The organism is Spirosoma arcticum, assembly GCF_054779955.1.
In genome coordinates, this window is the sequence record NZ_BAAGXG010000002.1 from 232961 (window position 1) to 253950 (window position 20990).

Below are 20990 nucleotides of genomic sequence, written 5' to 3' on the forward strand. Positions count from 1 at the left end.
TATGAACTCATTGCTTCGATATGGCTGTCTGCTGGTCCTGCTTCTGCTCGGATTTGCCGGTTGTCAGAAGCCTGCCACGCCCGCTGAGTATAACGCGAAAGCGGCCAACCCTGAGTATTACAATGCAGCCCTCAATAAGCTGACGCAGGTGGTTATCCACGATATTTTTTCGCCCCCCGTTGCCAGCCGGATTTATGCCTATGCTAACCTGGCGGGCTACGAAGCACTGGCTCCGTCCGACCCGAATTACGAGTCGCTGGGTGGTAAACTAAAGCGTTTCCAGACAGGCCCCCAGCCCGAAACCGGGAAAGAATACTGCTTCCCGTTAGCCAGTGCCCGCGCATTTCTGACCGTGGCCCGCGCCCTGACATTCTCGGTTGAGTTCTACGATGAGTTTGAGAAGCCTTTTTACGAGCAGTACAAAAAAGACGGTGTGCCCGACGAAGTCTACGAGCGCTCGATGGCGTATGGGGAAGCCGTTGCCAAGCATGTGCTGGACTATGGTGCCAAAGATAATTACAAGCAGACGCGGGGATTTAAGCATACCGTCACCAATGCCGACGGTACGTGGGTGCCCACGCCCCCGGCCTACATGGATGCCGCTGAGCCGCAGTGGAATAAAATTCGATGCTGGGCCATGGATACGTGCAACCAGTTTATGCCACCCCGCCCTCACCCCTATAGTCTCACCAAGGGAAGTCCGTATCAAAAAGAACTTCAGGAGGTTTATGAAGTTGGGAAACGCACGGACAAACAGCAGCAGGATATCGCCTATTTCTGGGATGACAACGCCTTCGTGATGAACGTGGCGGGGCATGTGTCCTATGCCTCCAAAAAAATGACGCCGGGCGGGCATTGGCTGGCTATTGCCCAAACGGTAGCGCGGCAGAAAAAAATGAAACTGATGCCGACGGTGGAAGCCTACACCCTAACGGCCTTTGCTCTGACGGATGGGTTCATTTCGTGCTGGGACGAAAAGTATCGCAGCAACACCGTCCGGCCCGAAACGGTCATCAACAAGGCCATTGACCCGCAGTGGACGCCTTTTCTGCAAACGCCCCCGTTCCCCGAATACCCCAGCGGTCACAGTGTTATCTCAACAGCGGCTGCTACCGTGCTAACAAACCTGATGGGCGATAACATTGCGTTTACGGATTCAACCGAGTTTAAGTACGGTCATGGGGTGCGGTCGTTCAAATCGTTCCGCGAAGCCGCCGATGAAGCATCCATCAGTCGGCTGTACGGCGGCATTCACTACCGGTCTGCGTTGGTGAACGGTCAGGTTCAGGGGCAGCAAGTGGGCGAATGGGTGCTCCAGAAAATCCGCGCCCGCAAATCGACGGTAGCCACCCGATGAGCAAACACCAAATAGATTAAGAAAAAGGAATCCCGCCCATACAGGATTCCTTTTTTCTTAATCTATACGACGCTACTGTGGAACGCGCTTACTTTTAACCATTGTCTTTACCTGTACTGTACTTATGAAACAAAAACTTCTTTTAAACTACCTGCTATTCACGACGCATTGGCTCGTGACACCCGTTCAGGCACAGTCAAGTTCTGCCGACTGGCAAATCGTTGGGCAGAACATCAACCCGGCTAATTATTACGGCATCACCGTCGCTAACGGCATGATTGGCCTGGTATCGTCGCCCGAACCAATGAAGGTAAAAGACGTGGTGCTCAATGGCGCCTTCGACACCTACGGCCGTGGACGCGTTTCAAATATTTTGAAAGTGTTCAATTTTGTGAATATGAATCTGGATGTCGACGGTCAGCGGATTGGCCCCAAAACAATCAGCAACTACCGGCAGACGCTCGACATGCAAAAGGCGGTGCTGACGACTACGTTCGATTTTCAGGATAAAGTCAGCGTGCAGCAAAGGGTAATGGCACTGCGCCACTTGCCTTACTCAGCCCTGACAATGGTTGAGATCACGGCCCGGAAAGACTGTGAGATCATTCCGATGAGTGTCATCGAAACGCCGGAGAATCTGAAAGAGGTCAAGAATTTCTACTCCGAGATCGACCGCGAACACGTGACCATCCGGCTGCTTACATCCGTAGCCAAGAGTCCGTCGGGTAAGCATACCGTGGCAGCATCGAACAGTTTCATCTTCAACGAACCGCACGGCCAGGAACCCGATGTTATCCACGAGGACTGGGACTATAACATGCACCTCGCCAAGTTCAAGAAGAAGCTGAAAGCGGGCGAAACGTACCGGTTCAGTGTGGTTGGTTCGGTGTCATCGACGGCGCACACGGCCGATCCGCACAACGAAGCCGAGCGGCTAACGATCTTCGCGGCCCTCGAACGCACCGAGCGGCTCTTAATGCGCCACAACGCCGAATGGGTCAAGCTGTGGCGGAGCGACATCGTCATCGATGGTGATCCCGACGCGCAACGGGCTGTGCGTTCTGCGCTTTATCACCTGTACTCGTTTGTCCGGGAAGGTACTGGTTACAGTCTGTCGCCGATGGGCCTGTCGGGCTTAGGCTACAATGGACACGTCTTCTGGGATACGGAACTGTGGATGTACCCGCCCATTCTGATGCTTAAGCCCGAGATAGCCAAATCAATCCTCGAATACCGCTTCGAGCGGATGGCGATGGCCAAACAAAACGCGTTCAGTCACGGCTACGCGGGTGTCATGTTCCCGTGGGAGTCTGACGCCGATGGGCAGGAAGCTACTCCGGTCTGGGCCCTGACAGGACCGTTTCAGCACCACATCACGGGCTGCGTGGGCTGGGCGTTCTGGAAATATTATCAGGTAACGAAGGATAAAGAATGGCTGCGGACCCGGGGTTACCCGATGCTGAAGGAAGTTGCCGATTTCTGGTCCAGCCGTGTAGAGCGTGAAGGGATTGGAAAGTACCATATCAACAACGTCATTGGTGCCAATGAGTGGCAGGAAAACATCGACGATAACGCGTTTACGAACGGTATGGCCAAAACGTCGCTGGACTATGCCAGTCAGGCGGCTCAGGAGTTAGGTCTGACGCCTAATCCCGACTGGAAATTAGTTGCTGATAACATTCCCATTCTCAAGTTTCCGGACGGGACAACTAAAGAGAATAGAACCTACACGGGCGTTACGATTAAGCAGGCTGACGTGAATCTGCTTTCTTTTCCACTAACTATAGTGACGGGAGAAGCCGCTATGCGCAAAGATCTGGCGTACTACGAACCGAAATATTCGCCCGATGGTCCGGCAATGGGCTGGTCGGTTCTGTCAACACTTAACGCGCGATTGGGTAATACCGACAAAGCGTATGACTGGTTCGTGAAGAGTTATAAACCCAACGAAGTGCCACCGTTTGGCGTATTGTCTGAAACGGCGGGCGGTACTAATCCTTACTTTGCCACTGGTGCAGGGGGTATGCTGCAGGCCGTGTTGAGTGGCTTTGGTGGGCTGGACATCAACGATAGCGGCATTACGCAAGTAAAGGCGAAGTTGCCCAAAAAATGGAAATCGCTAACGATTAAAGGCGTTGGACCTCAATTAAAAACAGTACAGATTCAGTAGCTGAAGGCATCAACCGAAACGAGCCGTTGGTCAATAAAGACCAACGGCTCGTTTCGGTTGATGCCTATGTTCGTTACCACTGTGCTATGGGCAGTTGAACGGATTGTAGTTCCAGATCAACTTCTTTAGATTGAATCGCCATTCGGTTCAGCGCAATATAAATAGCCTTCACCGCGCTTTCTATACGCTTCCAGCCTTCTTCGCTCCTCAAGTCGATACTAATCATGGTACGGTCATTTTGGGCCATAATGGTCAGGTAGGTCATTGCACCCAGCACAACCGCCGAAATAGCCTGCGTGTCAGCTCCCTTCACGAACGACAACTGATCAACAAGCCGTGTCATTTCTTCATCCTGAGCACGGGCGGTTGTTTCAGCAATCGAGTCGTTTTCAATGACGCTTGCTTTCAGAATCTCACGAGCCGCCTTAAATGTACGAAAATACCGATACGTTTGAATAACCTGACGGTACCAGATCCGGGCTACGTCTGATTCATGAAGAGGACGAATCTGATCGAGCACCGCAGGGTTAAAAACAGGAAATAGCTTACCCATTTTTACATAATATTCCAAAAGGCCTTCCATCCCTCCAAAATATCTATAAATCAGTACTTTGCTAACATTAGCTTTTTCGGCCACCCGGTTCACGCCCACACCTTCGAGACCCCGCTCAGCAATGACCTCTTCCAAGGCTTCAACAATGCGTTGAGTGGTCTTTGCTCGATTTCGTCTTACTTTTTCGTCCTTCTCCATTTAATGGGTTATTTATTTAAATTCAGGGATTCATAACTTATCTGACTACTATATTCGATTAAGGTCACACCTTGTATAATACTGTTAACCAGAAAGTGTAACATCAATCAAAGGAAATTCAATCTTTCACCGCCCTATATGTACTAATCAGATCGCTTTAGTTTACGGAAATCGTATGATTTAGTAAAACAATAATGATTAGATGCTTACAATAAGTCACTATAGGTTGTCTACAGCAAAGAAAGTCATTTTTAAAAAATAAGCAAAAAAATACAATCAATTTATAGGGAAAAGCTATTAAACGTAAAGGAATAGATAGCAAATAAAAAATAAAAGTCACCCAACTTGAGTTAGGTGACTTTTAACGCTGTAGCCCGAGAAGGATTCGAACCTCCACAAACAGAACCAAAATCTGTCGTACTACCCTTATACTATCGGGCCTTCATCATTTGCGAGTGCAAAGATAACAGGCGAGTACTGGTAAAAACAAGCCCAGGCTTCTTTTTTTGACAATACAGCTAACGCGCAATGAGTTTTCCGCTAATCAGTGAAATCACCGGATAGTACAAAGTATAGCCTATAGTCCCGAGACCACCGGGGACGTATTTATTTTTTTTATCAGTCCCTGTAAAACCTTGCCTGGCCCGCATTCAGTGAACGTGACAGCACCATCGGTTATCATGCGCTCAATGGATTGTGTCCAGCGTACAGGTGATATTAGCTGAGCAATCAAATTCGCTTTAATACGGTCGGGGTCAGTCGTTGGAAGTGTGTCAACGTTCTGGTAGATGAAACAACGGGGAGCCTTGAATGGCATTCGATCAACGGCTTCGGCAAATTCGGTTTGCGCCGGTTCCATAAACGGCGAGTGAAAAGCCCCGCCCACGGCCAAAGGCACAACCCGTTTAGCCCCGGCTGCTTTCAAACGCGCTTCGGCGATTTGTAGTCCGGCAACACTACCTGATATGACGACCTGACCGGGACAGTTGTAATTCGCCGGAACAACAATTTCGCCAGCCTGAGTTGACGTGTCGGCGGTGATGTCAGCGCAAATCTGTTCGATCACCTCATCGGCCAGACCCAGAACAGCCGCCATACCCGACGGAATCAGTTCGCAGGCCCGCTGCATGGCGGTAGCCCGGACAGAAGCTAGTTGCAGCCCGTCGGCGAATGACAGTACACCAGCGGCCGTCAACGCTGAAAGTTCGCCCAGCGAATGGCCTGCTACCATATCGGGTCTGAACGAATCGGTAGTCAGCGCCATCACCACACCGTGCAAAAATACCGCTGGTTGGGTATAGATAGTTTGTTTAAGGTCTTCGTCAGTTCCTTCAAACATAACACGGGTCAACTCATAACCCAGTAGTTGATTCGCCTGATCGAATAACTGACGGGCTTTTTCTGATTGCTGGTACAAATCAAGTCCCATGCCGCGAAACTGGGACCCTTGTCCGGGGAAAACGTATGCATTCATAGGTAAGGGGTCGACTACTAACTATCCATCGACGGTGCAAAGTAAGCCCCTTAATCGGACCCGGTCAAGGCAGGCCGTCGATGCATGTTCTACAGCCAAATGATGACTCGTCTGATCACCCCACCGAAAATGCAGTAACACGACCCGAATTGCAGTGCTGAGAACAAACAAAAAATCGACACATGCTGTTAGCAAATAGGTAGGCTTGTTGACTTTTTCGGTCTGTTTATTAGACGCTTAATTGCCGAAAGAGTGGACTAATCTTGTTTCCGTCGGGTTTGTGCTTTAGTTTTGATGCACCGTTTAAACCGGCTTTTTTCAATTAGTTAACCACTAAATTTTCGTGTCGTTCATCCTATGGCTTGGGTAACACAAACACTGTCCAGCTCCCTCGGCCGCAAGGTCATCATGTCGTTGACGGGGTTGTTTTTAAGTTCATTTCTGATTGTTCATATGGCGGGCAATCTTCAGCTTTTTAAGGGCGATAATGGGCGGGCGTTTAACGAGTACACGTATTTCATGACACATAATCCGCTCATTCTTACTGTATCGTATTTGCTTTACACGTCCATTCTGGTTCATGCGTTGATGGCCGTGGTGTTGACGCGGCATAATCAGGCATCACGGCCGGTTAAGTACGCCTACTCACGGCCGGAAGCAAACAGTCCCTGGTCGTCGCGCAACATGGGTATTTTGGGAACGGTCCTGTTGCTGTTTATTATCATTCACATGCGGACGTTCTGGTACGAGATGCACTTTGGATCGGTGCCAATGGCCGAATACGATGGTAAACAGTATAAGGACTTGTACGCGGTGGTAAAGGAAGCGTTTTCGCAGTGGTGGTATGTGCTGTTATACGTGATTTCGATGGTCGCCATTGGGTTTCATATGGCACACGGATTTCAAAGCGGATTTCAATCACTGGGAATTCGTCACACCAAGTACACACCGATGATTGAATTTGTGGGGCGTTATTTCTTTGCGTTAGTCATTCCAGTGGCCTTTGCCGCGATGCCTATTTATGTGTTTTTGCAAGTTCACGGGATAATTTAATTAGTGGATGAGCGAATGAGCGATTCAGCGAGTAGTTTCCTGCTAATCTCATTCTCTCATTCACACATTCGCAATTAATACTTATGAAACTGGAATCTAAAATCCCTGAAGGTCCGCTGGCCGAGAAATGGTCCCGGCATAAGTTTGGACTGAAGCTGGTGAACCCGGCCAACAAGCGAAAATACGACATAATCGTAGTCGGTACGGGTCTGGCTGGTGCTTCGGCGGCTGCGTCACTCGCCGAACTGGGCTACAACGTTAAGGCATTTACATTTCATGACAGCCCCCGCCGGGCGCACTCGATAGCCGCTCAGGGTGGCATTAACGCAGCAAAAAATTATCAGAACGACGGAGACAGTGTATTCCGGCTGTTCTACGACACAATCAAAGGGGGTGACTACCGTGCCCGTGAAGGAAATGTGTATCGCTTGGCCGAGGTCAGTGTAAACATCATTGACCAGTGCGTAGCGCAGGGCGTACCCTTCGCACGTGAGTACGGCGGGTTACTGGCGAACCGTTCGTTTGGCGGAGCGCAGGTGTCGCGGACGTTCTACGCACGCGGTCAAACCGGTCAGCAGTTGTTGCTGGGTGCTTATTCAGCGCTGAGTCGGCAGGTGACCAACGGTAAGGTGAAATTGATTACCCGCACCGAGATGCTCGATGTGGTGGTAGAAGGTGGAAAGGCGCGGGGCATTGTTACGCGGAACTTGATCACGGGAAAAATAGAGTCGCACTCGGCCCACGCTGTATTGCTGTGCACGGGTGGTTATAGTAACGTATTCTACCTGTCGACCAATGCGATGAACTCCAACGTGACGGCCGCCTGGCGGGCGCACAAGCGGGGCGCTTTATTTGCTAATCCCTGTTATACTCAAATTCACCCGACGTGTATTCCGGTTAAGGGCGACTATCAGTCCAAACTGACGCTGATGTCGGAGTCGCTTCGGAACGACGGCCGGGTGTGGGTGCCAAAAACGAAGGAAGATGCCGAGAAGATCCGTAAAGGTCAGATGAAGGCAACTGACCTGACCGAAGACCAGCGTGATTATTTTTTGGAGCGCCGGTACCCGTCGTTCGGTAACTTAGTGCCGCGCGACGTAGCCTCCCGTAATGCCAAGCAGGTTTGCGATGAGGGCCGGGGCGTAGCGTCGACGGGCTTGGCGGTGTACCTCGACTTCGCGGATGCCATCAAGCGTGATGGGCAGAAAACAATCGAAGCCAAATATGGTAACCTGTTTGAGATGTACGAAAAAATCGTTGACGACAATCCGTATGAGATGCCGATGATGATTTACCCGGCCGTTCATTATACAATGGGGGGGCTGTGGGTCGATTATAACCTAATGACTAACATTCCTGGTTTATACGCACTTGGTGAAGCGAACTTCTCCGATCACGGTGCGAACCGGTTGGGTGCTTCGGCGTTGATGCAGGGTCTGGCCGACGGTTATTTTGTGGTTCCGTATACCGTTGGCGACTACTTAGCCACGATTGGTCCCGCCGATAAAGTGGCGGTGGATAACCCGGCTTTCAAGGAAGCTGAACACAACATATCGACCATGACAGAGCGGTTCCTGTCGATTAAGGGCACGGAGCCGGTTGACAGTTTCCACAAGCGGTTGGGCCACATCATGTGGGAATACTGCGGTATGTCGCGTAATGCGGAAGGTCTGAAAAAAGCGAAAGGCCTGATTCAGGACCTGCGCCAGGAGTTCTGGAGCAATGTTCGGGTAATGGGAGAAAACGAGGAGATGAACCAGTCGCTCGAACACGCGGGTCGCGTAGCGGACTTTATCGAACTGGGCGAATTGATGGTCGACGATGCACTGGCGCGGGATGAATCCTGCGGAGGTCACTTCCGCGAGGAGTTCCAAACGGAAGAAGGCGAAGCGTTACGCGATGATGCTGCCTTCGCTTACGTAGCCGCTTGGCAGTTCCAGGGCGAAAACAAACCCGCATTGCTGAACAAAGAGCCGCTGGAGTTTGAGAATGTCAAACTCACCCAACGTAGCTATAAATAACAGTTAGTGAGTCAGTCAGTTGGTCAGTCATTGAGTGCCGTCGTTGACAGTTCATCATTTTGCTGACTCACTAACTGGGTGACTCATCGACTTACTAACTGAAGCCATGAAGATCAAACTTAAAGTCTGGAGACAGAAAAATAGTAATACGACAGGCAAACTGGTTGAATATCAGTTGGATAAAATATCGCCCGACATGTCTTTTTTGGAGATGTTTGACGTGTTGAACGGCGAACTGACCAAAAAAGGAGAGGAGATCGTTGCTTTCGACCACGATTGCCGCGAAGGCATTTGCGGCTCATGTAGTATGTATATTAACGGTCGGGCGCATGGCCCCCAAACCGGCGCTACAACGTGCCAACTGCATATGCGCTCGTTCAGCGACGGCGATACAATCGTTGTTGAGCCGTGGCGGTCGCGGGCGTTTCCGGTTATTAAAGACCTGATGGTGGACCGGTCAGCGTTCGACCGTGTTATTCAGGCGGGTGGGTATGTTTCGGTAAATACTGGCTCGGCCCGCGATGCAAATGAAACGCTCATTCCGCGGGGCATGGCCGATGAGGCAATGGATGCAGCGCAGTGTATTGCCTGTGGCGCGTGCGTAGCAGCCTGCAAAAACGCATCGGCTATGCTCTACGTAGCGGCTAAAGTGTCGCACCTAGCGGTCCTGCCACAGGGACAGGCCGAAAGTGTGGTCCGGGCCGAACGGATGGTTGCCCAGATGGACGCCGAAGGATTTGGTGCGTGTTCGTTCACCGGGGCTTGCTCGGTTGAGTGCCCAAAGTCGATTTCGCTCGATCATATTGCCCGCCTAAACCGCGAGTATTTAGGCGCTAAGCTGACGTCGGAGAACGTTCAGGGGTAAAAGTAAAAATACAATAGCCAAGAATCCCGGCAGATTTTAGCAATGAACCGCTGAAATCTGCCGGGATTCTTGGCTATTGTAAACTCGCACAACTGAAGCTTCGGCTTACGTTACTGCACCCGCAGGAATTTTAAGTAACAGGGCTGTTGACACTGTTGCCTTAGGACTAAAGTATCTCGCAAAAACTCCACCCGTTGCTGAAAAGGAACGTTGGCGCGGTTCGTAGTGATGTACAGGTTGACGCCGAGTTTGACCCCCGAGCTATCCCGAAGCGTCGAATCGACACGAAAGTAGCGGATAGGGTAGTAATAGGTTAATTCAGTGCCGCTGGCCGACAACTTGCCATCACTGCCGAAGGTCAGCGTCTGGGGAGGGATAGCCGGGTAGCGCTTTGTTACGTAGAACGATGTGTCCCGAGTGGAAATAGTGGTGTCCTGTCTGACGGTATAGACCGAATCCCTGGGAAACCGACGCTCCTGTAACCGCCACGTACCAACGATTCGAGAATCACCGGCGCCGGGTGAAAACTCTTGATTTGTGCCTTTGCAACCGGACAAGAATGCGGTTAGTATTAGCAACAAAATGAATTGAAGAACACTGTGTCTCATGGCTTTAATCGTCTCAACGGTGGTCGATAGTTCATGGGCCAACTCAATAGCTTACTTACATAACGGCCAGCTCACGAACGGCCAGCCAGCTCATTAGCCCGGCACCGGTTTCCAGCGCAGTCTCGTCAATATCAAACGTTGGTGTATGAACGCCCGATATAATGCCCCGCGTTTCGTTGCGGGTACCGAGCCGGTAGAAACACGAGTCCACCACCTGCGAATAGAACGCAAAGTCTTCGCCCGCCATCCATAAATCGAGGTCGATTACATTGTCGGCTCCCATGTACTCGGTGGCCTGCGCCCGTACGCGCCGGGTCAATTCTGGGTGATTTTTCAGGAATGGGTACCCATTGACGATGGTGAATTCGCAGGTGCCGCCCATCGCTTCGGCAATGCCTTCGGCTAATTTGACCATGCGTCGTTTGCCTTCCGCCCGCCATTCTTCGTTCATGCACCGGAACGTCCCCTGAATAGTCACCTCGTTGGGAATGACGTTGGTGACGCCGTCGGCGATAAAGCGCCCAAACGACAGCACCGATGGGCTGGCTGGCGGACAGTTTCGGCTGATAATCTGCTGCAATGCCACAATGATGTGCGATGCAATTAACACGGGATCGACCAACCCGTCGGGCATGGCCGCGTGACCGCCTTTGCCCCGCACGGTTAGGTACAATTCGTCGGTACTGGCCATGTACATGCCTTCGCGAAAGCCAATCTTGCCCACCGGAATGTTTGGCGCTACGTGCTGCCCGATCATGCTCATTGGTGTGGGGTTCTCCAGAACACCTTCTTTAATCATCAGCGACGCACCGCCGGGTGCTTTTTCTTCACCGGGCTGGAAAACCAGTTTAACCGTACCGTCAAACTCATTGCGCAACACGTGCAATATACGGGCCACCCCAAGCAGGCTGGCCGTGTGCGCATCGTGACCGCAAGCGTGCATAACCCCCTCGACAGTCGATTTATAGGGTACGTCGTTGGCCTCGTGAATAGGGAGCGCATCCATGTCGGCCCGGAGCGCAACGACCCGGTTAGAACCCGATTTGCCGCTTTTTTGGCCTTCAATCAGCGCTACTAAACCGGTGTCGGCAACACCTTCCTGTGGCTGAATACCGATGGCTTTGAGCTGATCGGCGACGAAGCGGGCCGTATTGCGCTCTTGGAACGATAATTCGGGGTGGGCGTGCAGGTGTCGGCGGGTTTGAATAAGATCGGCCGAGTATTGCTGGGCGAGTGATTTAATGGAGTCGAGCATAGATGCCGCGTGGGATCCTGGATGGCCACATCCGGGTAAAAGAAAGAGTAAATTACGCCCGGATGTGGCCATCCAGAACCCCACGTCATTGTGTTGATACGAATTGATAATCGTCGACAATCGTTTCCAAAAACGTCCGGCTTTCCATAGTACTGTCAATGCCCGTTACTGCTTTAATCCGGTCGGCGGTGCGGGTTAATACCTGAGCATCGCCCCGCTGAAGCACATCCCGCACCACGGTTATGTCGCGGTCCGACAGTTGACGAACGTCGGGGAAGTGAACACGGTACGTATCAGACAAGGGTCGTGCCCGTATGTCGTTCAACGAAACGGCGGGTTTAACTTTAACGACGGTTGTGCCAGCCGCAATATCACCCAGGCGTTGTCCCTTGCCGTTAGCTGCAACCGTGACAACCGGTACGACACCGCCAAAAAACAAAACGGATTCCACAATCCGGAGCAGCCACCGAATCAGGTACGCGCCTAAGCCCGGCTGCGATCCGTCGAGCATAACCACACGGATTTCCATGGCCAGTTTACCAACGCTGCGACCGTTGAGCAGCCATTCGCAGATGAGGTCATAAAGCACAACCGGTAACACGACCACCAAAACGGTGTAATAGGTGCCGGACCGAATGCCCACCGCTGCCGGTACGGCTAAGGTTAGAATAAACCAGCCCAAAAACACGACGTAGTCAATCAGCGTGGCCAGAATCCGGTCACCAATGCTGGCGGGTTCGTATTCGAGCAGAACATTTTGAGAAGTGCGGATTGCAACGGACATGTATAAAAGTTAATGAGTCGGTCAGTTTATTAGTGAATCAGTGGGTTGCGCCTGATTAGTTTTCAAAATTAACATCCAGATAGTTGGCCTTTACCACATTATTCGCCAATTTTTCGCTTTGTGCTGGTTATTGAGTTCAACTGACCGACTCACTAACTTTCTGACTGTTTCAACTGTTTCTATGCGCGAATCGCTTTTTGTTAAACGGAACACCGACAAGTGGCAGGCCATTGAGCAGCAGCCATCGAACGACCCCGACGAGCTGACGGAGCGCTTTGTGGAATTGACCGACGATTTGTCCTACGCCCGCACGTTTTACCCAGACTCAAAGGTGACGCGGTACCTGAATGGACTAACCGCACAAATGCACCGCGGCCTGATGCAAAATCGACGCGACGACCGCAGCCGGTTCATCACGTTCTGGCAATACGAATTGCCCCTGCTGTTCCGGCAGTCGCATAAGCTGCTGGCGGTGTCGGCCGGTATTTTTTTGGCGTCCTGCATCCTGGGCTGGGTATCGGCGGCTCACGATAATACCTTCGTGCGGTTGATTCTGGGCGATCAGTACGTGAATATGACGCTCGAAAACATTAAAAAAGGTGATCCGCTCGGCGTCTATAACAGCAGTGATCAGGCGACGATGTTTGTGCAAATCACCGCCAATAATATTTACGTAGCGTTTCGAACGTTTATTTTTGGGCTATTCGCGTCTTTTGGCACCGTAGCCATGCTGTTTTACAACGGCGTGATGCTGGGGTCGTTTCAATATTTCTTCTATGAGCGGGGGCTGCTGCTCGACTCGGTGTTGAAGATTTGGATTCACGGTACGCTCGAAATCTCGGCCATCATCATTGCAGGCTGCGCGGGGCTAACGGTGGGCAATAGTCTGCTTTTTCCGGGTACCTATTCGCGGCTCGATTCCTTCAAACGGGGCGTTAAGCAAGGACTGAAAATTGCTATTGGGTTGGTGCCTATTTTCATCATGGCCGGTTTCCTGGAGAGTTTCGTCACCCGGCTGACGCTGCCACCTTTTGTGAGTGGTAGTATTATCGGCGTTTCAGCCGCTTTCATCATCTGGTATTTTATTTTGTATCCAATCACCTTAAACCGTAGAACCAAGCCATGATTCAACTCTTCCAGCAACGCGATTTTGGTAACAAAATCAACGCTACATTTCAGTACGTCAGCCAGAATTTTCGCAGCCTGGGCCTGGCTCTGCTCTACATTGTTGGGCCGGTGGCCTTGGTAGCGGGAATAGCATCGGGAGTGATGCAATCGAATATGCTCAAACTAATGGGCGAGTCCACCGGAACACAGGCCAATAATCCATTAGCCGCGCTTCAGGCACTGAGTCAGTTTACGTCGCCGACGTTCTGGCTCGCCACGCTGTTTAGTCTGTTAGCCAACGTGGCTGTTGTTGTGACCACCTACGCCCACATGAAGGTGTATGAGCGGGCCAAAACCAACGCCATTTCCGTTGCCGACGTTTGGGCGGAGGTGCAACCCGTTATTGGGCGGGCCATCGTTATTTCGCTGCTTGTCTCGGTCATTACGGGGGTTGCCGCGCTATTCTTACTCATTCCCGGCATTTATGTCGCTGTTGTGCTATCGCTGGCATTGGCCGTTACGGTGTTCGAGGGCACGGATTTTGGCGGAACCTGGGACCGCTGCTTTAAATTGATTCGCGACAAGTGGTGGTCCACGTTCGGGTTAATCATCGTTATGGCAATTATTGTGGTGATTGTGGGGTTGATTTTCGCTATCCCCACGGCCATTATCGCCTTTTTCATTGGTGCAAAAATGTTGCCCGACGCATCGACGGTCTGGTTGGTTCTGGGAAACGTTATTGCTCTCGTTGGGCGGACGTTGCTCAATGCGGTAATTTACATGGCTATTGGCTTTCAATACACCAATCTGGTGGAGCGGCAGGAAGGGCGGGGCCTGATTTCGGCCGTTGACAGCATTGGTGCCCCAACGCAACCCCGAACGCAGAATGATGGTGAGTACTAACAAATGGATACTGAACAAGGCATTGGCGGTCAGTTTGTTGCTTATGGCCTCCATTGGTCCGTTTACTGCATCGGCGCAACTCAAACCGCCAACAAAAACTGTTGCTGCCCCTGACGACCGTTCGCCGGTTCGGGTTCGCTACCCCGCCCCGGACCGGCTTCGCGAACTGCAAACGGACCGCGATTACCAATATGGCCGCGACGTTCCTCCGCCCGAAAACCCGCTGGCCCGGTTTTGGACGTGGCTGTGGCGCAAAATCAGTGAATTTTTGAGCAGTAGGGCGTATCAGAACGTCTGGCAATACGTTATGCTGGCAGCCATTGCCGGGCTGGTTATCTATCTGCTGATGAAAGCTGAAGTGCTGGGTTTCCTGTTTCCGCAACGGGCGCAGTCGAGTCAGTTGGATTACGAAAATCTGGCGGAGAATATTCACGCCATTGATTTCGACACTGCCGTCGTTGAAGCTGTTAACCAGCGTAACTACCGGCTGGCGGTGCGCTTGCTGTATCTGCAAACGCTGAAGCGACTAACCGATGCGGACCGGATTCAGTACAAACCCGACAAAACGAACCGGCAGTACGTGTACGAACTGGCTAATTCGCCCCTACAGTCTGATTTTGAAAAACTGACCCGCCAGTTTGAATTTGCCTGGTACGGCGACTTTCCGATAGACGAAGCCCGATTTAGACCACTCCATGAACAGTTTCAGTCGTTCACCCGCCCGTTTGTGTCGCAGCGAGAACCTCTAAATCGCGCGGAGTCCTCCGCGAACGCCCGGCTTTGAAACCCAATAAATACTTCCTGATTCTGCTGGCGACTGTAACAGCTTACGTGCTTTTTGAGTACTACCGCCCTAAGCCGCTCAACTGGACGCCAACCTACCAGAACGACGACAAAATTCCGTTCGGTACGCAGGCGCTTTATGAATTGTTGCCCAGCGTTATGCAGCAACCAACGGTTAAGGCCGTACGATTGCCGATCTATAATTTCCTGACGGAGACGAAATTAGCAGGCCGAAGCAATTACGTGTTTGTTTGTCAAGCGTTTAAAGCCGATGCCGTAGATCTGAAGCACCTGCTCAGCTACGTCCGGCGGGGCAACAACGTACTGATTTCGGCCTATAACCTGCCCGATACACTCGGTGCAACGCTAAGCTTCAAAGCCGAAGTGAAAGACCCGACCAAAACCGATTCAACCCTGCGCCAGAATTTTGTGAATGGGCAACTCAAAAAGCCGGGTGGCTATAATTTTTTCCATGACGACGGCCGAAATTTTCTGATGATTAGGAAGGCAAACAACATAACTGTGCTGGGTCGAAACGACCGCAACGAACCGATATTTATCAAAATACGCTACGGACAAGGTCAGTTTCTGGTGCATAATTTGCCGCTGGCGTTCACCAATTATTATGTGCTGGACACTAAAACGTCGGATTATGCGGCCAAAGCATTGGCTTATCTGCCCGCCCTGCCAACCTATTGGGACGAGTACCAAAAGCAGGGACGTTTCGATGAAGATCAGCAATCCATTCTTCGCTACGTTTGGAGTCAGCCCGCACTCAACTGGGCGTATTATATCGTCGTCTTTGGGCTAATTTTTTACGCAATTTTTGCCGGAAAGCGGACGCAACGGGTAATTCCGGTGGTTGAGATGCCCCGGAACACGTCGGTGGATTTTGTGAAAACCGTTGGTCGATTGTATTTTCAACAAGGTAATCACGATAACCTCGCCCGCAAGAAGATTCAGTATTTCCTGGCCGACCTCCGCGAGCGTTACGGATTGAACACAATTAGTCTGGATAAAGAGTTTACCGAAACACTGGCCCATAAAAGCGGGGTTTCCCGCGAAGATGCCGATGAACTGGTGCGGCTCCTGCGCAATGCGCAACAACGTATTTCGCTGTCGGAGTATGATTTATTAACCCTTAATGCGGCTATCGAAAAATTCAACCAAATCGTTTGAACCAGGATTTTGACAGGATTCAAAGATTTACAGGGCGTTAGCAACAATCCTGTAAATCCTTTAATCCTGTCAAAATCTTGGTTCAAACACTACTTATGGATACAACCAACTCCCGATTAGATCTTGGTACTCTCACTACGGCCGTCGATGCTATCCGCGCTGAGGTGGGTAAAGTCATCGTTGGCCAGCACCAAACGGTCGATTTGCTGCTGACAGCGCTGCTCGCCGATGGCCATGTGTTGATCGAAGGCGTGCCGGGCGTCGCTAAAACGTTAACGGCTAAACTGTTGGCTAAGACAATGTCGGTAGGTTTCAGCCGGATTCAGTTCACGCCTGACCTGATGCCGTCGGATGTGCTCGGCACGTCGGTGTTCGTACCCAAAACCGGTGATTTCTCATTTCGACAGGGGCCTATCTTCTCAAACCTCGTGCTCATTGACGAAATTAACCGCGCTCCCGCCAAAACACAGGCCGCTCTGTTTGAGGTGATGGAGGAGCGGCAGGTAACCAACGATGGCACGACGTACCGACTCAATGAGCCGTTTATGGTGCTGGCCACGCAAAACCCTATTGAACAGGAAGGCACGTATCGCCTGCCCGAAGCCCAGTTAGACCGCTTTCTGTTCAAGATCGTGATCGGGTATCCAGACCCGGCTGAAGAAGTGGACATTTTGCGGGGGCATCATCAGCGTCGGAACCTCTCGGATGCCGTAGACGCCGTTAGCGCAGTACTCGATGCCGGGCAGTTGGCAACCCTGCGCGGGCAGGTACATCAGGTGCATGTAGAGGATAATCTGTTCAATTACATTGCGCAGATTGTGCAGGCAACCCGCGCCAATAAATCACTATATATGGGAGCGTCGCCGAGGGCGTCGGTGGCGTTACTAAACAGTGCAAAAGCTCTCGCCACGCTCCGGGGCCGCGATTTTATTACGCCCGAAGACGTTCAGGAGTTAGCCGCATCCGTGCTGCGCCACCGCGTTCTGCTCACGCCCGAGCGCGAAATGGAAGGCGGCACCGCCGACGAAGTCGTGGCGCAGATCGTGCAGAAGATAGAAGTACCGCGATGAAATTTACGGTAAAATGGATAGTGAAGAATGTACCACCCGGCGGCCCGGAAAGGAAGACGAGACAGGACGCTCGACAGACCGGCTGGCAGTTGTGGCTCGTCGTCATTCATTGTACATTATGCAGTATCCATTTATCCCAGGCTCAACCACCAACACGGGAACAGTTGGTGGGGACGTGGATTGGTATCCGGGTGGAGTATGACGAGCAATTTTATCGGCCTAATCCGGTTTACATAACGCTCGGTTCAGATAGTACCTATTCATTCGGTTTGATTGACGCCAATTCGCCCGTTCAGCGGTCGACGTGGTCGATGAAGGGGCAAACAGTGCGGCTTGATACAAGCACGTACGCATTGAGTCAATGGACGCTTTCCCAAAACGAACTGCGCTTAACGGCTGCCTACCCAATGGCGTTCCGGCGACTGGCTGAGTTGCCAATGGATTCGGCAACTGTTCATCAGGCGCTTTCTGGGTATAGTTGGATTACTGACAGTGTATCGTATCACTTCCACGCTGACGGCTCTGCTTGTCTGAAAAATCTGAAAACGGCCGACGTAGCCGTGCATTGCTGGCGACTGGCTCAGGTTGGCCGCTCGGCCTTTATTGTGATTAAAGGTAATCAAACCGACTGCAATGGTAATTTTCAATACCCGCTGCAAATTATGCGATTGTCGGGTGATGAGATACAATGCCAGGGAGGAGGCCCCCGAGTTAACGACCGTTTGCTGCTCCGACGCGGAGCGCGTTTGTCGACTGATGCACGTTGTGAACCAAAAGGATTTCAGCCCTGCCGAACATACATTTTTCCTCCATTTAACCTGTATCCCTATTTTGCTTACCGGCGGGGACGGCTTTTCGACATCCGGCAGGTGGTTGAACGTGAATTTAAACCCCTTCCTCTGGCGGGGCAGTCGGGCCTGGTTCGGTTTCGATTTGTGGTGAATTGCCAGGGTGAAGCTGGTCGGTTCGAGGTATTGGAAGTAGACGAAAGTTATAAGAAGTGTTCGTTCGACCCGCGTATTATTAATCAGTTGAGCGACATATGCCAGCGAAAGCTATCGGGCTGGGAACCGGGTAAACCCAACGGTGAGACAGAGCCTGTTGATACGGTTTGCCTGCTCACATTTCGGCTGAAAGATGGCTTAATAACCGAAATCTTCCCATGAGAACTCTTCTGTCAGGGTCACTATTCCTGCTCACAACGTTGGTATCGGCGCAGGATAAAAACGCATTTACGCATCTGAGCCAGATGCTGGCCGAAAATGCCCGCTACAGAACACCCGTTACCTGGGAGGGTAGTCAGCGATTACGGACCTGGCAGTCGGACACGATCAACGCAACGACAGATAGCGTTGAGCGGGCAGACTGGCTTATATCCCGGGCGCTATCTCCGCTCAAACTTGGTGATTACGATCTGGCGTTTGCTGATTACGAAGCGGCTGCTGAACTGAGTGCCAAAAGTCGGGGTGAGATTGGCTGGCGGTACCTGTTCCTGCTGCGCGACTACCCGCGTGCGCTGATGCACTTGAACGCATTCGATGCGCTGACACCTAACTACGATGATCCCATCGACGACTATTCAGTAAATTACCTTAAAGGCCGTGCCCTCGCTGGTCTGCGCAGGTATGAAGAAGCCGCTGCCGCCTACACAATCGCTATCGACAACCGTCAAAATCGGCATGGTCCCGAATGGGTTGACTACCGCTATTGGGTGGCGCGGTCCGTTACTTATCTGGCGCTAAATCAACCGGAAAACGCATTGAGCGATCTAAATAAAGCGCTGGCGAACAATCCTAAAAGTGCTATGGCTTTGTATCACCGGGGCCGGGCGTTGCAACAACTCAAGCGAATAGCCGAAGCCCGTGATTCGTTTCGGAATGCGCTGTTCTTTGTCAGGAGTGAGCCGTTCGAGCGGGATTATTACTACGAACAGCCCAATGGGGCCTACGAAGGACAGATTGAAGAATTACTAAACGCTATTAAAAACTAATCTTTTGACTCTCCTCCGCTCGCTTTTCGTGGCCACGCGCTTGTGGGTTGCGCTTGTGACCTTCGTGCTGCTGTTCGTGGCAGCTTATGCGTTTCCCGTTCTGTTTCCCTTGGTACAAATTGGTTTTATCGTGTTCATGCTCCTGATTGGATTGGACGGGTGGTTGCTTTTTCGGGTTAAAAACGGTTTTTTTGCCCGACGCGACGTGCCCGACCGGCTCTCCAACGGCGATGAAAATCCGCTGACCATTTACCTCGAAAATCGCTATTCGTTCCGAGTCGATGCGGAGGTGATTGACGAAATCCCGTTCCAGTTTCAACGACGGGATGTGCTGTTCCATGCCCGGCTCGGCCCGCGCCAAACGCAGGCGATTCGGTACGAACTCCGACCTACGCGCCGGGGTGAGTATAGTTTTGGAGCTGTTAATGTGTTTGTGCTGTCGCCGTTGGGCTTGCTCAAACGACGCTATCAGTTTGAGCAGGACAGGTTGGTGGCGGTATATCCGTCGTTTTTGCAGATGCGGCAGTATGAGCTTTTAGCCGCCACAAATCGCCTGAACGAAGTGGGCGTAAAACGCATCCGGCGGCTGGGTCATAGTATGGAGTTTGAGCAGGTTCGGCCCTATACCACCGGCGATGACGTCCGCACCATAAACTGGAAAGCTACCGCCCGTCGGTCCGGGGCAACCGCTGCCGACCCGCGTGGGGCCTCGTTGCAGATCAACGCTTACCAGGACGAGCGGTCACAACCGGTATACTGCCTGATCGACAAAGGCCGGGTGATGCAATCGCCGTTTGAGGGGCTAACGCTGCTCGACTATGCCATCAACGCCAGTTTAGTACTAAGTAACATTGCCCTGCTGAAACAGGACCGTGCCGGTATCCTAACCTTCTCCGACCATATCGGTCAGATTCTACCCGCCGAACGCCGGTCGGGGCATCTGCTCAAGATCCTTGAACTGCTGTATCGCCAGAAGACACGGTTTGGAGAAACGGATTACGAAAGCCTGTATGCCAGCGTCCGAACGCACATTCGGCAGCGTAGTCTGCTGTTGCTATTTACTAATTTCGAGACGATGAGCGCTCTGCAACGACAGCTACCGTACCTACGTCGATTGGCGAAAGATCACCTGCTGCTCATTATTTTCTTCGAGAACACCGAGTTGCGCAGTCTCCTCGACCAGCCCGCTATTGATACGGAACAGGTTTATCTGAAAACGATTGGTGAGAAATTTGCTTTCGAGAAAAAGCAGATTGTGAAGGAGTTAACTCAATATGGTATTCAAACGATCCTGACTGCTCCGCAAGACCTGACGGCTAGTACAGTGAATAAATATTTGGAGTTGAAAGCGCGGGGTATGATTTGATTTCTCAACGTATCCCACCGCTTCAGCGTTGGGATACTGATTAATTTTTTCCCTTCACAGACTCATAGTCGGACTTAATGCGGCCCATCTCCGTAGTTAGAAATGCCTGAAGCTGCCGATTGAACTCGTCTTTTTCGTCGTCGGATAACGACGCATATAAGTCTTTCAACTCCTGATTGATGACCGCTCGTTCGGCATCGTTGGCCACGTTGATGGAGCGAATGTGGTATCGACGGAAGTCGTATTGCATCGGT

The 20990-nt window shown here is 51.6% G+C and carries 19 protein-coding genes and 1 tRNA gene; 13 read left to right on the forward strand and 7 right to left on the reverse strand.

Features of this window, described 5'->3' with window-relative positions; all coding sequences use genetic code 11:
- Position 1 precedes the first annotated feature (1 nt).
- Both ACYVHB_RS05365 and ACYVHB_RS05370 read left to right on the forward strand, forming a co-directional pair.
- On the forward strand, positions 2-1357 hold the full coding sequence (locus tag ACYVHB_RS05365) for a vanadium-dependent haloperoxidase (protein ID WP_461050343.1): 1356 nt from the start codon (positions 2-4) through the stop codon (positions 1355-1357).
- A 124-nt stretch (positions 1358-1481) separates the two neighbouring features.
- Entirely contained in the window at positions 1482-3527 is a 2046-nt protein-coding gene (locus tag ACYVHB_RS05370) for a glycoside hydrolase family 65 protein (RefSeq protein WP_461050345.1), read from the forward strand.
- 73 nt (positions 3528-3600) lie between these two features.
- On the opposite strand, the gene ACYVHB_RS05375 is transcribed toward ACYVHB_RS05370, so the two are convergent.
- The 3 genes from ACYVHB_RS05375 to fabD form a co-directional block, all read right to left on the reverse strand.
- On the reverse strand, positions 3601-4278 hold the full coding sequence (locus ACYVHB_RS05375; RefSeq protein WP_461050347.1) for a TetR/AcrR family transcriptional regulator: 678 nt from the start codon (positions 4276-4278) through the stop codon (positions 3601-3603).
- Between the two features lie 370 nt (positions 4279-4648).
- Positions 4649-4719: transfer RNA gene (locus tag ACYVHB_RS05380), tRNA-Gln, on the reverse strand.
- 136 nt (positions 4720-4855) lie between these two features.
- Complete coding sequence (gene fabD / locus ACYVHB_RS05385; RefSeq protein WP_461050349.1) at positions 4856-5752, reverse strand: ACP S-malonyltransferase; 897 nt, start codon at positions 5750-5752, stop codon at positions 4856-4858.
- A 357-nt stretch (positions 5753-6109) separates the two neighbouring features.
- Between fabD and ACYVHB_RS05390 the strand changes: the two genes are divergently transcribed.
- The 3 genes from ACYVHB_RS05390 (at position 6110) to ACYVHB_RS05400 (ending at position 9691) form a co-directional block, all read left to right on the forward strand.
- Entirely contained in the window at positions 6110-6805 is a 696-nt protein-coding gene (locus ACYVHB_RS05390; protein WP_461050350.1) for a succinate dehydrogenase cytochrome b subunit, read from the forward strand.
- A gap of 83 nt (positions 6806-6888) precedes the next feature.
- Complete coding sequence (locus tag ACYVHB_RS05395) at positions 6889-8826, forward strand: fumarate reductase/succinate dehydrogenase flavoprotein subunit (RefSeq protein WP_461050352.1); 1938 nt, start codon at positions 6889-6891, stop codon at positions 8824-8826.
- Between the two features lie 106 nt (positions 8827-8932).
- Positions 8933-9691 (forward strand): succinate dehydrogenase/fumarate reductase iron-sulfur subunit, encoded by a 759-nt coding sequence (locus ACYVHB_RS05400; protein ID WP_461050354.1) that lies wholly within the window; start codon positions 8933-8935, stop codon positions 9689-9691.
- 110 nt (positions 9692-9801) lie between these two features.
- Here the strand turns inward: ACYVHB_RS05400 and ACYVHB_RS05405 are convergent, their stop codons facing one another.
- From ACYVHB_RS05405 to ACYVHB_RS05415, 3 genes are all read right to left on the reverse strand, one after another.
- Entirely contained in the window at positions 9802-10299 is a 498-nt protein-coding gene (locus ACYVHB_RS05405) for a hypothetical protein (protein ID WP_461050356.1), read from the reverse strand.
- Positions 10300-10354: 55 nt separating this feature from the next.
- Positions 10355-11554, reverse strand: a complete 1200-nt coding sequence (locus ACYVHB_RS05410) for a M20 metallopeptidase family protein (protein ID WP_461050358.1) — start codon at positions 11552-11554, stop codon at positions 10355-10357.
- Positions 11555-11639: 85 nt separating this feature from the next.
- Positions 11640-12338 carry an RDD family protein gene (locus ACYVHB_RS05415; protein ID WP_461050360.1) on the reverse strand — a complete coding sequence of 233 codons (699 nt, stop codon included), beginning with the start codon at positions 12336-12338 and terminating at the stop codon, positions 11640-11642.
- 181 nt (positions 12339-12519) lie between these two features.
- Here ACYVHB_RS05415 and ACYVHB_RS05420 point away from each other — a divergent pair, with 181 nt between their 5' ends.
- The 8 genes from ACYVHB_RS05420 (at position 12520) to ACYVHB_RS05455 (ending at position 20736) form a co-directional block, all read left to right on the forward strand.
- Complete coding sequence (locus tag ACYVHB_RS05420) at positions 12520-13464, forward strand: stage II sporulation protein M (RefSeq protein WP_461050362.1); 945 nt, start codon at positions 12520-12522, stop codon at positions 13462-13464.
- Positions 13461-14348: a hypothetical protein gene (locus ACYVHB_RS05425; RefSeq protein ID WP_461050364.1), complete on the forward strand. Its 888-nt coding sequence runs from the start codon at positions 13461-13463 to the stop codon at positions 14346-14348. Before ACYVHB_RS05420 ends, ACYVHB_RS05425 begins: the two co-directional genes overlap by 4 nt.
- Positions 14332-15132 carry a DUF4129 domain-containing protein gene (locus ACYVHB_RS05430; RefSeq protein ID WP_461050366.1) on the forward strand — a complete coding sequence of 267 codons (801 nt, stop codon included), beginning with the start codon at positions 14332-14334 and terminating at the stop codon, positions 15130-15132. Before ACYVHB_RS05425 ends, ACYVHB_RS05430 begins: the two co-directional genes overlap by 17 nt.
- Positions 15129-16310, forward strand: coding sequence for a DUF4350 domain-containing protein (locus ACYVHB_RS05435; protein WP_461050367.1), 1182 nt, complete (start codon positions 15129-15131; stop codon positions 16308-16310). Before ACYVHB_RS05430 ends, ACYVHB_RS05435 begins: the two co-directional genes overlap by 4 nt.
- A gap of 95 nt (positions 16311-16405) precedes the next feature.
- Complete coding sequence (locus tag ACYVHB_RS05440) at positions 16406-17380, forward strand: AAA family ATPase (protein ID WP_461050369.1); 975 nt, start codon at positions 16406-16408, stop codon at positions 17378-17380.
- A 167-nt stretch (positions 17381-17547) separates the two neighbouring features.
- Positions 17548-18546 (forward strand): hypothetical protein, encoded by a 999-nt coding sequence (locus ACYVHB_RS05445; RefSeq protein WP_461050371.1) that lies wholly within the window; start codon positions 17548-17550, stop codon positions 18544-18546.
- A complete protein-coding gene (locus tag ACYVHB_RS05450) occupies positions 18543-19370 on the forward strand; it encodes a tetratricopeptide repeat protein (protein WP_461050373.1) in 828 nt (275 codons plus the stop codon). Before ACYVHB_RS05445 ends, ACYVHB_RS05450 begins: the two co-directional genes overlap by 4 nt.
- Before the next feature lie 4 nt (positions 19371-19374).
- Positions 19375-20736 carry a DUF58 domain-containing protein gene (locus ACYVHB_RS05455; RefSeq protein WP_461050375.1) on the forward strand — a complete coding sequence of 454 codons (1362 nt, stop codon included), beginning with the start codon at positions 19375-19377 and terminating at the stop codon, positions 20734-20736.
- A gap of 40 nt (positions 20737-20776) precedes the next feature.
- Here the strand turns inward: ACYVHB_RS05455 and ACYVHB_RS05460 are convergent, their stop codons facing one another.
- Positions 20777-20986, reverse strand: coding sequence for a hypothetical protein (locus tag ACYVHB_RS05460; protein WP_461050377.1), 210 nt, complete (start codon positions 20984-20986; stop codon positions 20777-20779).
- Positions 20987-20990: the final 4 nt, after the last annotated feature.

Bases quoted from the DNA above. Each gene is read 5' to 3' on its own strand.
- ACYVHB_RS05410 (WP_461050358.1), bottom strand. From the start codon at position 11,554: ATGCTCGACTCCATTAAATCACTCGCCCAGCAATACTCGGCCGATCTT.
- ACYVHB_RS05430 (WP_461050366.1), top strand. From the start codon at position 14,332: ATGATGGTGAGTACTAACAAATGGATACTGAACAAGGCATTGGCGGTC.
- ACYVHB_RS05370 (WP_461050345.1), top strand. From the start codon at position 1,482: ATGAAACAAAAACTTCTTTTAAACTACCTGCTATTCACGACGCATTGG.
- ACYVHB_RS05390 (WP_461050350.1), top strand. From the start codon at position 6,110: ATGGCTTGGGTAACACAAACACTGTCCAGCTCCCTCGGCCGCAAGGTC.
- ACYVHB_RS05420 (WP_461050362.1), top strand. From the start codon at position 12,520: ATGCGCGAATCGCTTTTTGTTAAACGGAACACCGACAAGTGGCAGGCC.
- ACYVHB_RS05395 (WP_461050352.1), top strand. From the start codon at position 6,889: ATGAAACTGGAATCTAAAATCCCTGAAGGTCCGCTGGCCGAGAAATGG.
- ACYVHB_RS05440 (WP_461050369.1), top strand. From the start codon at position 16,406: ATGGATACAACCAACTCCCGATTAGATCTTGGTACTCTCACTACGGCC.
- ACYVHB_RS05400 (WP_461050354.1), top strand. From the start codon at position 8,933: ATGAAGATCAAACTTAAAGTCTGGAGACAGAAAAATAGTAATACGACA.
- ACYVHB_RS05460 (WP_461050377.1), bottom strand. From the start codon at position 20,986: ATGCAATACGACTTCCGTCGATACCACATTCGCTCCATCAACGTGGCC.
- ACYVHB_RS05450 (WP_461050373.1), top strand. From the start codon at position 18,543: ATGAGAACTCTTCTGTCAGGGTCACTATTCCTGCTCACAACGTTGGTA.
- fabD (WP_461050349.1), bottom strand. From the start codon at position 5,752: ATGAATGCATACGTTTTCCCCGGACAAGGGTCCCAGTTTCGCGGCATG.
- ACYVHB_RS05375 (WP_461050347.1), bottom strand. From the start codon at position 4,278: ATGGAGAAGGACGAAAAAGTAAGACGAAATCGAGCAAAGACCACTCAA.
- ACYVHB_RS05415 (WP_461050360.1), bottom strand. From the start codon at position 12,338: ATGTCCGTTGCAATCCGCACTTCTCAAAATGTTCTGCTCGAATACGAA.
- ACYVHB_RS05425 (WP_461050364.1), top strand. From the start codon at position 13,461: ATGATTCAACTCTTCCAGCAACGCGATTTTGGTAACAAAATCAACGCT.
- ACYVHB_RS05405 (WP_461050356.1), bottom strand. From the start codon at position 10,299: ATGAGACACAGTGTTCTTCAATTCATTTTGTTGCTAATACTAACCGCA.
- ACYVHB_RS05365 (WP_461050343.1), top strand. From the start codon at position 2: ATGAACTCATTGCTTCGATATGGCTGTCTGCTGGTCCTGCTTCTGCTC.